This window comes from Microbacterium sp., assembly GCF_052102115.1.
Lineage (GTDB): Bacteria > Actinomycetota > Actinomycetes > Actinomycetales > Microbacteriaceae > Microbacterium.
In genome coordinates, this window is sequence record NZ_JBQDVP010000012.1 from 37381 (window position 1) to 52084 (window position 14704).

The 14704-nt window shown below is 64.2% G+C and carries 17 protein-coding genes; 11 read left to right on the forward strand and 6 right to left on the reverse strand.

What is annotated here, in order from left to right:
* Nucleotides 1–26: 26 nt before the first annotated feature.
* Complete coding sequence (locus ACTICP_RS05880; protein WP_441890448.1) at nucleotides 27–923, reverse strand: SDR family NAD(P)-dependent oxidoreductase; 897 nt, start codon at nucleotides 921–923, stop codon at nucleotides 27–29.
* A 7-nt stretch (nucleotides 924–930) separates the two neighbouring features.
* Nucleotides 931–1461, reverse strand: coding sequence for a MarR family winged helix-turn-helix transcriptional regulator (locus tag ACTICP_RS05885; protein ID WP_441890450.1), 531 nt, complete (start codon nucleotides 1459–1461; stop codon nucleotides 931–933).
* A gap of 112 nt (nucleotides 1462–1573) precedes the next feature.
* On the opposite strand from ACTICP_RS05885, the gene idi reads away from it, so the two are divergent.
* The 11 genes from idi (at nucleotide 1574) to ACTICP_RS05940 (ending at nucleotide 11412) form a co-directional block, all read left to right on the forward strand.
* Nucleotides 1574–2116 (forward strand): isopentenyl-diphosphate Delta-isomerase, encoded by a 543-nt coding sequence (gene idi / locus ACTICP_RS05890; protein ID WP_441890452.1) that lies wholly within the window; start codon nucleotides 1574–1576, stop codon nucleotides 2114–2116.
* Nucleotides 2106–3173: a polyprenyl synthetase family protein gene (locus ACTICP_RS05895; protein ID WP_441890454.1), complete on the forward strand. Its 1068-nt coding sequence runs from the start codon at nucleotides 2106–2108 to the stop codon at nucleotides 3171–3173. Before idi ends, ACTICP_RS05895 begins: the two co-directional genes overlap by 11 nt.
* Nucleotides 3170–4036: a phytoene/squalene synthase family protein gene (locus ACTICP_RS05900; protein WP_441890456.1), complete on the forward strand. Its 867-nt coding sequence runs from the start codon at nucleotides 3170–3172 to the stop codon at nucleotides 4034–4036. The genes ACTICP_RS05895 and ACTICP_RS05900 overlap by 4 nt, the downstream gene beginning before the upstream one ends.
* The gene (gene crtI, locus ACTICP_RS05905) at nucleotides 4033–5595 is read left to right on the forward strand and encodes a phytoene desaturase family protein (protein ID WP_441890458.1); all 1563 of its coding nucleotides are present in this window, start codon (nucleotides 4033–4035) and stop codon (nucleotides 5593–5595) included. Before ACTICP_RS05900 ends, crtI begins: the two co-directional genes overlap by 4 nt.
* The gene (locus ACTICP_RS05910; RefSeq protein WP_441890460.1) at nucleotides 5592–5915 is read left to right on the forward strand and encodes a lycopene cyclase domain-containing protein; all 324 of its coding nucleotides are present in this window, start codon (nucleotides 5592–5594) and stop codon (nucleotides 5913–5915) included. Before crtI ends, ACTICP_RS05910 begins: the two co-directional genes overlap by 4 nt.
* Nucleotides 5912–6247 carry a lycopene cyclase domain-containing protein gene (locus tag ACTICP_RS05915; protein WP_441890461.1) on the forward strand — a complete coding sequence of 112 codons (336 nt, stop codon included), beginning with the start codon at nucleotides 5912–5914 and terminating at the stop codon, nucleotides 6245–6247. Before ACTICP_RS05910 ends, ACTICP_RS05915 begins: the two co-directional genes overlap by 4 nt.
* The gene (locus ACTICP_RS05920) at nucleotides 6240–7130 is read left to right on the forward strand and encodes a prenyltransferase (protein ID WP_441890463.1); all 891 of its coding nucleotides are present in this window, start codon (nucleotides 6240–6242) and stop codon (nucleotides 7128–7130) included. The genes ACTICP_RS05915 and ACTICP_RS05920 overlap by 8 nt, the downstream gene beginning before the upstream one ends.
* Nucleotides 7127–8599 (forward strand): SDR family oxidoreductase, encoded by a 1473-nt coding sequence (locus ACTICP_RS05925; protein WP_441890465.1) that lies wholly within the window; start codon nucleotides 7127–7129, stop codon nucleotides 8597–8599. Before ACTICP_RS05920 ends, ACTICP_RS05925 begins: the two co-directional genes overlap by 4 nt.
* Nucleotides 8596–9087 carry a pyrimidine dimer DNA glycosylase/endonuclease V gene (locus ACTICP_RS05930; RefSeq protein ID WP_441890467.1) on the forward strand — a complete coding sequence of 164 codons (492 nt, stop codon included), beginning with the start codon at nucleotides 8596–8598 and terminating at the stop codon, nucleotides 9085–9087. Before ACTICP_RS05925 ends, ACTICP_RS05930 begins: the two co-directional genes overlap by 4 nt.
* On the forward strand, nucleotides 9084–10304 hold the full coding sequence (locus tag ACTICP_RS05935; protein ID WP_441890469.1) for a ferrochelatase: 1221 nt from the start codon (nucleotides 9084–9086) through the stop codon (nucleotides 10302–10304). Before ACTICP_RS05930 ends, ACTICP_RS05935 begins: the two co-directional genes overlap by 4 nt.
* A 238-nt stretch (nucleotides 10305–10542) precedes the next feature.
* Complete coding sequence (locus ACTICP_RS05940) at nucleotides 10543–11412, forward strand: aminoglycoside phosphotransferase family protein (RefSeq protein WP_441890471.1); 870 nt, start codon at nucleotides 10543–10545, stop codon at nucleotides 11410–11412.
* A 126-nt stretch (nucleotides 11413–11538) separates the two neighbouring features.
* Here ACTICP_RS05940 and dnaB read toward each other — a convergent pair whose 3' ends face one another.
* The 4 genes from dnaB to ACTICP_RS05960 all read right to left on the reverse strand — a co-directional run bounded on the left by dnaB (nucleotide 11539) and on the right by ACTICP_RS05960 (nucleotide 14701).
* Entirely contained in the window at nucleotides 11539–12912 is a 1374-nt protein-coding gene (gene dnaB, locus ACTICP_RS05945; RefSeq protein WP_441890473.1) for a replicative DNA helicase, read from the reverse strand.
* A gap of 500 nt (nucleotides 12913–13412) precedes the next feature.
* The gene (rplI, locus tag ACTICP_RS05950; RefSeq protein WP_441890475.1) at nucleotides 13413–13865 is read right to left on the reverse strand and encodes a 50S ribosomal protein L9; all 453 of its coding nucleotides are present in this window, start codon (nucleotides 13863–13865) and stop codon (nucleotides 13413–13415) included.
* A gap of 12 nt (nucleotides 13866–13877) precedes the next feature.
* Entirely contained in the window at nucleotides 13878–14132 is a 255-nt protein-coding gene (gene rpsR / locus ACTICP_RS05955; protein ID WP_071641238.1) for a 30S ribosomal protein S18, read from the reverse strand.
* Nucleotides 14133–14203: 71 nt separating this feature from the next.
* On the reverse strand, nucleotides 14204–14701 hold the full coding sequence (locus ACTICP_RS05960) for a single-stranded DNA-binding protein (protein ID WP_441890477.1): 498 nt from the start codon (nucleotides 14699–14701) through the stop codon (nucleotides 14204–14206).
* Nucleotides 14702–14704 lie beyond the last annotated feature (3 nt).

Genomic DNA, 14704 nt, shown 5'->3' on the forward strand with positions numbered 1-14704 from the left:
GCAGCGCTGGATCGGGCATCGAGACGTCAGAACCGTACGCCGGTGATCGCTTCAGCAGCGGACCAGATCGCCTCACCGACGCGGATGGATCGCACCTCATCGGACGAGAACACTCGGCGCGGTGCGCCCCGGAACTCCGCGAGCCCACTCGGTCCCCAATAGTCACCGCTCTGGACGTCCACATCGGTCGCCGCATGCACGATCGGCGCGGCGCCCCCATCCTTGCCCTGCACGAGGAACCGCGTGACGGCGGCGAGGGCGCGGACGGCATCCGAGACCTCGACGACACCGTCGCGGGACGGGGTGAGCGGATCGACCGCATACCCCGGATGCGCGCAGACGGAGAACCGCGAGGACGCGGCCCATCGACGATCGAGTTCGAAGGCGAATGCCATGAGAGCAGCCTTCGATCTGCCGTACTGGCGAAGCGAGGAGCCGCGCCACGGAGCTGTGAGCGCAGGCGGGTCGAGATGGGCGAACCGGTGCGCGAGCGAGCCGACGGACACCACCCTGGCATCCGCTGCGAGGTGCGGCACGAGCTGAGCGACGAGGGCGAAGTGCCCGAGAAGATTCGTACCCATCATCAGGTCGAACCCGTCGCTGGTCCGAGCGTCACGGGACGACGCCTTTACGCCGGCGTTGCAGATGACTGCGTCGAGCTGCTCGTCAACGCTCGCAGCAGCGTGCGCCACGCTGACGAGCGAACCAAGGTCGAGCGGAAGAATGCGCAGGTCTGCCTCTGGCACCCGAGCTCGGATCGCATCGACAGCGGTCTGAGCGCGCTTCGGCGAGCGACATCCCAGCAGCACGCGTGCTCCGCGGGCTGCAAGCTGCTCGGAGCACCAGTATCCGATGCCGGCATTCGCGCCGGTGACCAGGATCGTGCGTCCGCGGAGATCGAGTGGCGAAGGAAGTGGAGCCATCTGCTTGCTACTCCGCCGTGTTCGCGAACTCATCGAGATCGCCCTGGGGCGTGTCAGCCTCGACCAGGGCGCCGAGAAAGCGGATCACTGCGTCGCGATCTTTCGGCATCATGGCTGCCGCAGCGGTGAACCGTCGGGCGTGCTGGCGGCCGATGGTCTCGTGCGCCGAACGCCTCGTGTGCTCGGTGACTTCGATACAGGTTGTTCTGCGGTCGCTCGGATGCGCCACGCGGACGAGGTGTCCGCCGGCAACGAGCCGATCCACCAGCTTCGTTGTCGATGCGCTGGAGATCCCGACCGCTCGGGCGATATCCTTCGGCGTCACGAGTTGTTGCTGCTGCTGGGCACGGATGAGCATGCGAATCGCACGCATATCACTCTCGTTGAGCTTCATATAGCGCTTGGATGCTTCGGATAGCGCTCTCGCTGCCTGCTGCCACTCACGCAGCGCTTCCATCACTCGAACGCATTGATCCAGGTCCGCATCGGACAGATCAGCGCGATCGATGAGATCCGAATCAGTCGCGAAATAGCTCACGTCAGCTCCCGACGGGGCGCTTCGTTCTGATTCGGTCACGATGACAGCATACTCTTTCGTATGCTACGTTGAACTCTCGCCAAGCTAACAAAAGTGAGGGCATACGGTGGAGATGGTCGTTCTCGTCGACAGCGAGGGTTCGCCAGTGGGCGTACAGAGCAAAGAGAGCGTGCACGGCGTCTCCACACCTCGCCACCTTGCGTTCTCCTGCCACGTCATCGATACCGAAGGCCGGCTTCTGGTAACCAGGCGTGCGCTCGGGAAGAGGACCTGGCCCGGCGTCTGGACGAACGCGTTCTGCGGTCACCCGGGTCCGGGCGAGACCTTCGAGGATGCGGTGCACCGCAGGGCCGCTTTCGAACTCGGGCTCACGGTCGACAGCATCGTCTGCGCGCTTCCCGATTTCGGATATGTCGCGCGTGACGCGTCAGGTATCGAAGAGAACGAGCATTGCCCGGTCTTCATCGCACGAGCCACATCGACACTGGCTCCCAATCCGGATGAGGTCGCCGAGATCCAGTGGACGAGCGTGCCAGCATTGGCAGCGGCGACGAAATCCGCGCCCTGGGCGTTCAGCCCATGGCTGACCGCCCATCTGCCTGAGCTTCTCTCGTCCTTCGCAGACCTCACCTCAGAGTCGGCCGATGACGTCTGACTCGACGGGTCGACTCGATGACGTCGCTCTCACGTTCGAGACAAGGCTGCTGGAAGTACTCGCGCAACAGCGGGAACGTTCACGTTCTTTCCCCGCTCCGTACACGCAGCTGTGGGAGTCTTTGGAGCGGATGGCGCGAGGCGGAAAGAAGATTCGCCCGCGGCTGCTGGTGGACGCGTACCAGGCCCTCGGCGGCATCGATGAGCGCGCGGCTGTCGATGCCGCATGCGCGATGGAACTCCTCCACATCGCGCTTGTGATCCACGACGACGTGATCGACAAAGATCTCATGCGCCGCGGCGAGATGAACATCTCCGGGCGATTCGCATCCGAGGCGATGCTGCGCGGCACGAGCAGACGCGACGCGAATGCGTGGGGCGAGGCATCATCGATTCTCGCGGGCGACTTGATGCTCACCCTCGCTCATTCCCTTCTTGCCCGCCTCGACATTCCGAACGGACAACGGCAGTCGGTTCTCGACATCTTCGATGCGACGGTCTTCGAGAGCGCGGCTGGAGAGCACTACGACGTCTGGCTCAGCATGCATCTCGAGCCGACGAACCCGCAGGATGTGCTGGCGATGGTCGACCAGAAGACGGCCGCCTATTCCTTCCAAGCACCTCTCGTGCTCGCCGCGGTTCTTGCCGGCGCCACGACGAGTCTCATAGAAGAACTGACGATCATCGCTCGCCAGATCGGCGTCATCTACCAGCTACGCGATGATGTTCTCGGATTGTTCGGCGACGAGCGCGACACCGGGAAATCCGCTCTCAGTGATCTGCGGGAAGGGAAGGAGACCCTCCTGATCGCCTACGCCCGCTCTGACCCCGCCTGGCGTGAGGTCGAGTCCCTCTTCGGAGACGATGCGCTCAGCGTTGCGGACGGTCATCGCCTTCGAGGTGTCATCGAAGAATCGGGAGCACTCGTGTTCGTGGAATCACTCATCACCGAGCGCTGCGAGAAGGTCTACGAACTAGTCCAGGAAGCCTCTCTGCCAACAGCACTGCGAGAGCTGTTGACCACTTCGACCACCGCCTGCAACTCGCGTATCTCATGAACATCACGGGGCTTGACCTGTACAACACGACCGCGAAAGCAAGCGCGTCGGTCGTCATCCGTCGGTACTCGACTTCATTCGGATGGGCCAGCCGCCTGCTCGACGTTCCCATGCGAGACCACATCGCCCGCATCTACGCACTCGTGCGCATCGCCGACGAGCTGGTCGATGGACCAGCTGAGATCGCGGGAGTCGACAGGGCAATGCGAGGAGTGCTGCTCGACGAACTCGAAGCAGAGACAGAACGGGCCCTCCGCCTCGGTTTCAGCACGAACCTCATCGTGCACGCATTCGCGTTGACGGCGCGCGAACATGACATTGGCATGGAACTGTGCCACCCGTTCTTCGCGTCGATGAGACGAGACCTTGAAGCGACATCTTTCAACGCCGCAGAACTGAACGACTACATCTACGGCTCTGCCGAAGTCGTCGGCCTCATGTGCTTGGCCGTCTTCGAATCCGGATTGATCCGCGAGGATGGCGAGCGCGAGCGATTGAATGATGGCGCCCGTCACCTCGGTGCGGCGTTCCAGAAGGTGAACTTCCTTCGTGACTTTGCTGACGATCATGATGGTCTCGGCCGCGCATATTTTCCTGGTACCGACAAGACATTGACCGAGCGCTCCAAGGCCGACATCGTCGCATCCATCCGGGAACACCTGCGGACCGCAGACGAGTCGATTCCTCTTCTTGCTCCGGGATGCCGGGCATCTGTATGGGCCGCGCGAGCGATGTTCGGCGAGTTGACGGATCGGATCGAGTCGACACCGGTCTTCGTCCTGACGCACACCCGCGTTCGAGTTCCGAACCCCGTCAAGGCACGCATCCTCGTCCGTGCCCTTGGGATGAAGGTGACCCGGTGATCGCATCATCGCGTGTCATCGTGATCGGTGGAGGTGTGACTGGACTCGCCACCGCCTGTCTGCTCGCTCGCGACGGACACCGCGTGACCGTCCTCGAGAAGAACAGCGAGCTCGGCGGCAGAGCCGGAGCGTGGGAAAGAGACGGCTTCACATTCGACACCGGACCCTCCTGGTATCTGATGCCCGAGGTCTTCGACCACTTCTACCGGATGATGGGCACGACGACCGCCGAACAGCTCGATCTGGTGCCGTTGCAGCCCGGCTACCGGGTCTACGGCGAGCCAGCGGGAAAGGCCCCCGAAACTCCAATCGATGTGCATGCCGGCGCGGATGCCGTTGCTGAAGCCTTCGAGGAGCGTGAGAGCGGGGCCGGCGACCAGGCCCGCGCCTATCTCCGATCCTCGACCAAAACATATCGCGCGGCGGTGCGCTCATTCCTCTACAACCCCTTCTCGTCGTGGCGCGACTTCGCGTCCTTGCGGGTTCTCGCGTCCGTCCCTGCGGTTCTCCCCTTGCTGACGCGGTCGCTCTGGACGTTCGTCACCCGCCGCTTCGCCGACAATCGGCTGCGCCAAATCCTCGGCTACCCCGCGGTCTTCCTCGGCACATCGCCGTTCGAGGCGCCGGCGCTCTACCATCTGATGAGCCACATGGATCTGGTGGATGGCGTGAAGTATCCCATTGGCGGCTTCCGGACATTCGTGAGCTCGCTCGTTGACATCGCACGAGAGAAGGACGTCGAACTTCTCACCGACAGCGATGTCACCGCCATCTCGAGCGAGGACGGTGCGGTGCGCTCTGTCCAGTACGCCCGCGGCGGCAAGACGGTCGTGCTCGATGCCGACATCGTGGTTTCGGCGATCGACGAGCACCACACCGAGACAGAGCTGCTCGAGAAGGCCGACCGCTCCTATGCGCCGAAGCGGTGGGACAACCAGGTCTCCGGGCCGAGCGCGGTGCTCATCATGCTCGGCGTGCAGGGTGAGCTTCCGCAACTGCTGCACCACACCCTGTTCTTCTCCGACGACTGGCATGAGAACTTCGACGCGATCTTCGGATCTCCGACGCGCACTCCGGAGGCGCCATCGCTCTACGTCTGCAAGCCGAGCGCGACCGATGACGACGTCGCTCCGGCCGGCCATGAGAACCTGTTCGTGCTCGTTCCGCTCCCACCCGATACGAACATCGGAAATGGCGGGCTCGACAGGTCGGGCGACGAGCTCGTGAACACCATCGCGGACAGCGCGATCGAGCAGATCGCTGCCTGGGCGGATATTCCCGATCTTGCCTCCCGTATCGTCGTGCGACGCACCGTGGGGCCGGCGGACTTCGCCGCGCAGTTCAACACCTTCCGCGGCAGCGCGCTCGGCCCTGCGCATACCCTGCGACAGAGCGCCTTCTTCCGTGGCGTAACCAGCTCGCGCCGCGTCGATGGTCTCTTCTACGCCGGCGCGACCTCAGTGCCGGGCGTTGGCCTGCCCATGTGCCTCATCAGCGCAGAACTGGTGCTGAAACACGTGCGAGAAGACCACTCGCCGGGCCCACTGGAGGAGAGATGAGTGGCGTCTATGCGGCATGCCTGCTCGTCAGCACGGCATGTCTGGTGCTGCTGGACATGCGCTTCGCGTTGGTCTTTCGGCGCCGGCCAGTGGCGAGCACGGTCGCCCTCATCGTCGGCGTCGTGTTCTTCGCCGCGTGGGATGCCGTGGGCATCGGCCTCGGAGTGTTCCGGCACCTCGACTCACGGTGGGCCACCGGCATCCTGCTCGCACCGGAGTTCCCCATCGAAGAGTTGCTCTTCCTGATCTTTCTCACCTACCTGACGCTCATCCTGCTGAGCGGCTTGCAGCGCTGGCGGGAAAGGAAGGACAGTCGATGACATATCTGCTCATGTCGCTGCCCTTCCTCGGCGTCGGCCTCATCGTTTTCGCTATCGGCGCCGTCCACGCGCGTCGTCGCGGCACCGTGCGACGCTACTTCTCCACCTGGGCGGCGGCGACGGCCGCCCTGCTCGTGCTCACGGCGGTGTTCGACAACGTGATGATGTCGGCCGGATTCTTCGACTACGGCACCGACCAGATCGCTGGGCTCCGGCTCGGACTCATGCCGGTGGAGGACTTCCTGTATCCCCTCGCCGGCGCGCTGCTGCTCTCTGGAGTCTGGCAGCTGCTGAACAAACCCCGCGAGACGGCAGGTCACGGCAATGGTTGAGAGCACGTCGCTGATCCGCACCCTTTTCGTCGCATCGCGACCGCTGAGCTGGATCAACACCGCGTACCCGTTCGCCGCGGTCTACCTGCTGACGACGGGGGAGGTCGACCTCGCATTGGTGATCGGCACCATCTTCTTCCTCGTGCCCTACAACCTGGCGATGTATGGCGTGAACGATGTGTTCGATTACGAGTCCGACCTCGCCAACCCTCGTAAGGGCGGTGCCGAGGGCGCGAAGCTCCCGCCCCGGCTGCACCGAGCGACGCTGGTATCGGCGGCGGTGCTGGCTGCACCGTTCGTGGTCGCTCTCGTCATCGTCGGTGGGCAGCGACCGATGTCCTGGGCCGTCCTCGCGGTGAGCCTGTTCGCGGTGCTGGCGTACTCCGTGCGCGGACTCCGTTTCAAAGAGATCCCGGTGCTCGACTCGATCACCTCGAGCACGCATTTCGTCACGCCGGCGCTCTACGCACTCGCGCTCGCAGGGACGACCATCACCCCCGCGATCGTGTTGACCATGGTGGCCTTCTTCTGCTGGGGCATGGCCAGTCACGCCTTCGGGGCCGTGCAGGACGTCGTGCCCGACCGAGAGGCGGGCATCGGCTCGATCGCCACGGCCTTCGGCGCTGCGGCGACGGTCAGGATCGCGGTCGCACTCTGGGCCGTGGCTGGCATCCTCATGCTCTTCACCCCATGGCCTGCGAACCTCGCAGCGATCGCCGCCCTGCCTTACATCATCATCGTCGCGCCGTATCTGAACGTCGACGATGCCCGCTCGGCGGCCGCCAACCGCGCGTGGCGGCGGTTTCTCGCCATCAACTACGGGGTGGGATTCGCCATCACGTTGCTGCTGATCCTCTGCGTCACAGAAGGGCTGTTCTCATGACACACGTGCTCGTCACCGGTGCCACCGGATACATCGGCGGCCGTCTCGTGCCCCAGCTGCTCGAGGCCGGGCACGAGGTGAGCGTGTTCGTCCGCTCCCCCTGGAAGCTCAGGGATGTGCCGTGGCGAGACCGCGTGCGCATCTTCAAGGGTGATCTGGCGGATGCTGTCGCTTCCCGCCGTGCGATGAACGAGGTGGATGTCGCGTTCTATCTGGTGCATTCGATGAGCGCAGGTCGTGACTTCATGCGCTCCGAGGAGGAGGCCGCACGCACCTTCGCCCGATCGGCGGAGGCGGCGGGAGTGAGCCGGATCGTCTACCTCGGTGGACTGCATCCCGAGGGCGACGGGCTGTCAGACCATCTCGCTTCGCGTGCCGCCGTCGGGCGGATCTTCCTGGACTGTCCTGTGCCGGCGATCGTGTTCCAAGCGGGCATCGTGATCGGATCCGGCTCGGCATCGTTCGAGATGATCCGCCATCTCACCGAAGTGCTGCCGTACATGCCCGCGCCGCGCTGGGTGCGCAACCACGTGCAGCCCATCGCCATTCGCAATGTACTGCGCTATCTGGTGCGCGCCGTGACGGTAGAGGAAGAACTCAACCGCACTTTCGACATCGGCGGTCCGGACATCCTGCGCTACGGACAGATGATGAACGGTTACGCGGTCGAGGCCGGGCTTCCGCAAAGACGCATCGCAGCACTGCCCGTACTCACCCCCTGGCTCGCCTCGCAATGGGTGAGTCTCGTCAGCCCTGTTCCACGCCAGCTTGCAATGCCGATCATCGCGTCTCTCCAGAACGACTGCGTCGTTCTGGAGCATGACATCGACGGATACATCCCGCCTCCGAAGGAGGGCCTACTGCGGTATCGCACGGCCGTGCGTCTGGCGCTCACGCGTGAGGCCGAAGGACAGGTCGAGACGAGTTGGCAGAGTGCGACAGTGCCAGGCGCTCCGAGCGATCCGCTTCCCAGTGACCCGGACTGGGCCGGCCACACCGTCTTCACGGACCTGCGGGAGCGGGAGAGCAATGCGTCATCAGACGCCGTATGGGACGTGATCGAAGCGATCGGCGGTTCGAAAGGATGGCATTCCTTCCCGCTGGCATGGGCCGCGCGCGGCTGGATCGATCGACTGGTCGGCGGGGTCGGCATGAGTCGCGGGAGACGGCATCCGTCCAGAGTGAACAGCGGCGACGTCATCGATGTGTGGCGCGTGGAATCCATCGAACGCGGGCGCATGCTGCGACTGCGGGCGGAGATGCGGCTGCCGGGCCGCGCCTGGCTCGAGTTGAGCGTCGAACCGACGGAGACGGGAAGCCGCTACCGCCAGCGCGCGGTCTATTTCCCCAAGGGGCTGTCTGGCCGGTTGTACTGGGCGGTGCTGCTGCCGTTCCACGGCATCATCTTCCCCGGCATGGCCGCCAGCATCCTTCGCGAAGCCGAGCGCTCGATGGAGAAGGCGCGATGAGGCTGTGGTCGATGCATCCTCGCTACTTCGACCGCCAGGCGCTCACGGCATGCTGGCGCGAGGGACTGCTCGCCCAAGCGGTCATCGCTGAGCCCGGCAGGGGATACTCCCGCCATCCCCAGTTGCGACGGTTCCAGCAGACGGACGACCCCCAAGCCGCGATCGGTGATTATCTCGGCGCGATTGTCGACGAGGCGGATGCGCGCGGGTATCACTTCGCGAGAGCGAAGGTTCGGCAGATCGGGACCGGCGAAGACATGACCGTCAACGACGGTCAACTCCTCTACGAGTGGCGGCATCTCCTCACCAAGCTGCAGCAGCGCAGCCCGACCATATGGGGACGCTGGCGATCCATCGCACTCCCAGACCCACACCCGAGCTTCATCGTCGTCGACGGACCGATCGCCGACTGGGAGAAGATCACTCCGCACTCAGACGAGCCTGCGGAGCAGAGAGCTGAGAGTGATTTGGAGGATTCATCAGCATGAGCAGCGCAACCGATCGGGCACCCCGACGCGATACGAAGCCGCCCGCGGCGTCTGGGGTGCATCTGGAGGACGGCTCGCTCGTCCCCGCGGCGACCGAGGCGACACGGCAGGGCCCAGAGCACACCACGCAGCCGATGAGTTACGACGCCGTGCTGCTTTCGGGGTTCGGCGGACCCGAGGGCCAAGATGACGTTCTGCCATTCCTCAGGAATGTCACGCGCGGGCGGGGAATCCCAGACGAACGGCTTGAAGAAGTCGCGCATCATTACCGTGCATTCGGCGGTATCAGCCCCATCAACGAGCAGAACCGCACCCTCAAAAGTGCTCTGCTGGCCGCGCTCGCACAGGCGGGGCTCGACCTACCTGTGTACTGGGGAAATCGCAACTGGGCGCCGTATCTCGATGAGGCGCTCGAACAGGCCGCGCAGGATGGCGTCCGGACGATGATCGCCATCCCGACGAGTGCGTACTCCTCGTATTCGTCGTGCCGTCAGTACCGAGAAGACTGGGCAGATGCCCTCGAAGCGGCCGGATTGCAGCAGACGCTACGGATAGACAAGATCCGCCAGTTCTTCTCGCATCCTGGCTTCATCCAGCCGTTCATCGACGGAGTGCGCGACGGCGTCGCCGCAGCGAAACAGGCCGGCCACGCCTCGTCCGCCATCGAAGTGCTGTTCTCCACGCACAGCATCCCAACCGAGGATGCCGCACGATCCGGCGCAGGCCTGTTCGCCGACGTCGAAGGGGGCGGCTATGCCGCGCAGCATCTCGCCGTCGCAGAGCAGGTCATGACCGAAGCTGCACCGGGGATCTCATGGCAGCTCGTCTACCAGTCGCGTTCCGGCCCGCCGTCTCAGCCCTGGCTCGAGCCCGACGTCAACGATGCGCTGGATACCCTCGATGGCCGCACCGCCGTGCTGATCGTGCCACTGGGTTTCGTCAGCGACCACATGGAGGTCATGTGGGATCTCGATACCGAAGCGCGTGAAACGGCGGCGCGTCTTGGTCTTTGGTTCACTCGAACCCCGACCCCCGGCACGCATCCCGCCTTCATTGCCGCGCTCGTGGACCTCGTGCAGGAACGCGTTTCGGGACGTCCAACGCCGCAGCGCGCGAACACCACGACCATCGGACCGTGGTTCGACGTCTGTCGTCCAGGCTGTTGTGAGAATCGCCGCCTCGGCTTCAAACCCGCCATCGCGGGCCTGCAACCGTAGCGGCCTGCTCGGTGGCGCGACTGGCGGATGCCGACTTGGGCTTACGCCACGGCAGAGCGATCATCAGCGCGCCCAGCAACGAAGCGGGACGCAACAGTTACGATCATGACGACACACGCCGCAACCACAGTTACTGCTGCACAGTTAGGTGGCATCCAAGTTGGCTAGCCCGGATTCCACCGCCATTGACAGTGTTTTCGGGTGCGGGTTCCGCTCGCGATGAAGCGGTAGAGGAAAGATGATCGATATCGACGAGCCCCTGGTGGCCGAACTCCTATCGGAGCAGTTTCGACACTGGAGCACACTGCGCATTCGCGCGGTTCCGCAACAGGGGTGGGACAACCGGACGTTTCGCCTGGGAGATGACCTGTCCGTGCGGTTGCCCAGTGGCGAGGCCTATGCCGCGGCTGTCGAGAAAGAGAAGCGCGCGCTCGAGTTCCTCGATGGGAAGCTTCCGGTGCTTGTCCCCGCTGTCATGGCAGCCGGAACGCCAAGCCAGCACTACCCGCTTCCTTGGTCCGTACGTCGATGGTTGCCCGGTAACACGATCGATGAGAGTTCGCTGATCGACCGGGTCTCCTTGGCCGTCGATCTGGGATCCGTGTTGCGCGCACTGAGATCCCTCCCGACCGGTGCGGGGGTCTCAGCGGGACGACATTCCTTCTACCGCGGCTGTCACCCGAGCGTGTATGGCGATCAAGTGCAGATCGCCCTCGAACGTCTGGGAGACGACGTCGATGCGGAGCGGTGCCGCGAGATCTGGCTAGCCGCGACGACGTCTGCGTGGGAGTCCGAGCCCGTCTGGTTTCACGGAGACGTTTCCACCGGCAACCTCCTTACAGAGGAAGGAAGACTCTCGGCAGTCATCGATTTCGGCACATGTGGGATCGGCGACCCCGCATGTGATCTCGTCATCGCGTGGACCTACTTTGATGGCGAGGCGCGTGCGGCGTTTCGCGAGTCGGTCGCCCTCGATGATGCAACGTGGCAACGCGCCCAAGGATGGGCCCTCTGGAAAGCACTTGCAACCATGTCGGACCAGTCCAGCCCAGACGCCGGGAGAACTCAGCAGCGTGTGCTGGCCGAAGTCCTCTCCACAGCACCCTAGGTGTTCTTCCGATGAGCAATCCTCAGACCCAGTCGAACTACTCAGTGCCTACCCGGTCGTGCTGACATCGATTCAGCCTCCACCGTTTCAAGATTACGTAGAGGCCAAGTTGAGTTGGAACCTACATCAGTTGAAGTCCCCGCCCGGTGCCATGTCCGCGAACCGCGAGTAGTGCCCCTGGAATGCGACGTTGATCGTCGCGGTCGGGCCGTTGCGGTGCTTGGCGACGATCAGGTCAGCCTCGCCGGGGCGCACGTCCTTGTCGTAGACCGAGTCGCGGTGCAGCAGGATAACCATGTCGGCATCCTGCTCGATCGATCCTGACTCGCGAAGGTCGCTGATCTGCGGCTTCTTGTCCTGTCGCGCCTCTGACCCACGGTTCAGCTGCGACAGCGCGATGACGGGAACCTGCAGCTCCTTCGCCAGCAGCTTCAGCGCACGCGAGAACTCCGAGACCTCCTGCTGACGCGACTCGACGCGCTTGCCGCTCGTCATCAGCTGCAGGTAGTCGATCACGACCATCTTCAAGCCCGCGCGCTGCTTCAGCCGTCGGCACTTGGCACGGATCTCGACGAGCGTCATGTTCGGACTGTCGTCGATGTACAGCGGCGCATCATTGATGCGGCCGCGGGTCGACGCGACCGTCGTCCAGTCGCGCGGGTCGAGCGTTCCCTTGCGCATGTGCTGCAGCGGGATCGCCCCTTCGGCGCTGAGCAGGCGCATCGCGATCTCGCTCTTGCCCATCTCGAGCGAGAAGAAGATCGACGGCTGATCGTGGCCGATCGCTGCCGACCGCGCAAAATCCAGAGCCAGCGTTGATTTGCCCATAGCGGGCCTCGCCGCCACGACGATCATCTGACCGCCGTGCAGACCGTTGGTCAGCTCGTCGAGCTCTTTGAACCCGGTGGGCACACCGGTCATCGAGCCGTCGCGACCGCTGGCGGCCTCGATCTCTTCCACCGCAGCATCCACGGCGACGGTCAGCGGAACGTAGTCTTCTGCCGTCTCGGTACCGGTGACCGAGTAGATCTCGGCCTGGGCGTTGTTGACGATGTCGGTCGCGTCGCCCTGGCCGTCGTAGCCGAGCTGCACGATGCGGGTACCGGCATCCACCAGGCGGCGCAGGATCGCGCGCTCCGAGACGATGCTCGCGTAGTAGCCGGCGTTCGCGGCTGTCGGCACGATCGAGGTGAGCGTGTGCAGGTAGTCCGCACCGCCCGCCCGGCCGAGCTCACCGGTCTTGATGAGCTCATCGGTGACGGCGACGACGTCGGTCGGCTCTCCGTGCGAGTACAGCGAGAGGATCGCCTCGAAGATGAGCTCGTGCTTGGGGATGTAGAAATCGGCGCCCTTGAGCGTCTCGATGACGTCAGCGACAGCATCCTTCGACAGCAGCATGCCACCGAGCGCGCTCTGCTCGGCGAGGAAGTCGTGCGGCGGCGTCCGCTCCGGCCTGCGCTGTCCTCCGAGACGTTCGTCCGAGATGTCGGCTATCGACACTGTGCCCCCTCCGGTGCGCTCAAGTGGTGCGGCGAGCAGAGCGCTTTTGTCCCCCGTGCTCTGCGACTGCGGCGTGCTCTGTGATGACGACGAGCCAATCACGCACCACCGACATCTGGTCGCTCGTCAACGCTAGAAGCGGGGTGATCCCCCTGCAACAGCGCCTGTGGATAACTCTGTGGAGAGAATGCGAACAACTTCGGAGTGTCTGTGCAGAACCGATGTGGATAACCCTGTGGTTCAATTCGATCTATGGTGTTTTTATTGCCTGTGACCGGGTCTTTCTATAGTCCCCAGCCTGTGGATGGGAATCGACTTAAATACGTCGTTGAAGGTTGGTCGCTCGTACGGGCCATGTGTACAACCTGGGGAAAGTCAAGTCTTGATTTTTCCGGGCGCGTACACCGCGTTCGCCGCGCGCTGCGGTGCCGGCATCCCCTCGATGACGACAAGAACGCCCTCTGTCCCGAAGGACAGAGGGCGTTCTGAGGCGTCGCGCGTTACTTCGCGGCGACCACCTGAAGGGTGATGACGGCGATGACGTCTTCGTGCAGACGCACGGTCGCCTCGTGGTCACCGGTCGACTTGATCGGCGAGGTGATGGTCACCTTGCGCTTGTCGATGGAGCCCAGCCCCGAAGCCTCGACGGCCTCGGCGACGTGGTCGGTCTTGACCGAGCCGAACAGGCGTCCGCCGGTGCCGGCCTTGACCGTCAGGCGGACCTTCTGGCCCTCGATCGCGTCCTTGAGCGCCACGGCCTCTTCGCGGTCGTGGATGGCGCGCGCCTTGCGGGCGGCCTGGATCGACTCGACCTGCTTGGCGCCACCACGGGTCCACGCCGTGGCGTAGCCCTGGGGGATGAGGTAGTTGCGGGCGTACCCGCTCCTGACCTCGACCACGTCACCAGCGCTTCCGAGCCCGGCGACCTCGTTCGTGAGAATCAGCTTTGCCATTGTCGGTACCCCTTAGCGGCCAGCGCCGGCGTAGGGCAGGAGAGCCATCTCGCGTGCGTTCTTGATCGCCTTGGCGATCAGACGCTGCTCCTGCACCGAGACTCCGGTGATACGACGGGCGCGGATCTTCCCGCGCTCCGAGATGAACTTGCGAAGCGTGGCGACGTCCTTGTAGTCAATGACGCCGACCCGGATCGACTTCGCGGGAGCGGTGGGCTTGCCACCCTTCCGCGGCTTGCGGCGGTCGCCGCTCGACTTTCCAGCCATGGTTATTCCTTATTGATGAGCGGATACCGGATGCGTCGATGAACGATGCATCCGGAGCATCCAGAAGTTGTTTAGAAGGGGGTGTCGTCGCCGAAGCTGCCCGGAGTGCTCCAGGCATCTGCGCTCGTCGAAGAACCGGGGGTCGACCACGGCTCCTCCGACACCTGCTGCTGCTGCGCGGGACGCTGTCCGCCGCCACCGCCGGAAGCGGCGCGCGTGACCTGCGCGGTCGCGTAACGCAGCGACGGGCCGATCTCGTCGATCTCGAGCTCGATGGACGTGCGGTTGTTGCCCTCACGGTCCTGGTAGGAGCGCTGACGAAGACGACCCTGCGCGACAACACGCATGCCCTTCGTCATCGATCCCGCCACGTGCTCGGCGAAGTCGCGCCATACGGACGCGCGGAGGAACAGCGCTTCGCCGTCCTTCCACTCGTTCGCCTGGCGATCGAACGTCCGCGGCGTCGAGGCGATGGTGAAGTTCGCCACCGGCAGTCCGTTCTGCGTGTAACGCAGCTCGGGGTCGGCCGTGAGGTTACCCACCACGGTGATGACTGTTTCGCCGGCCATGTG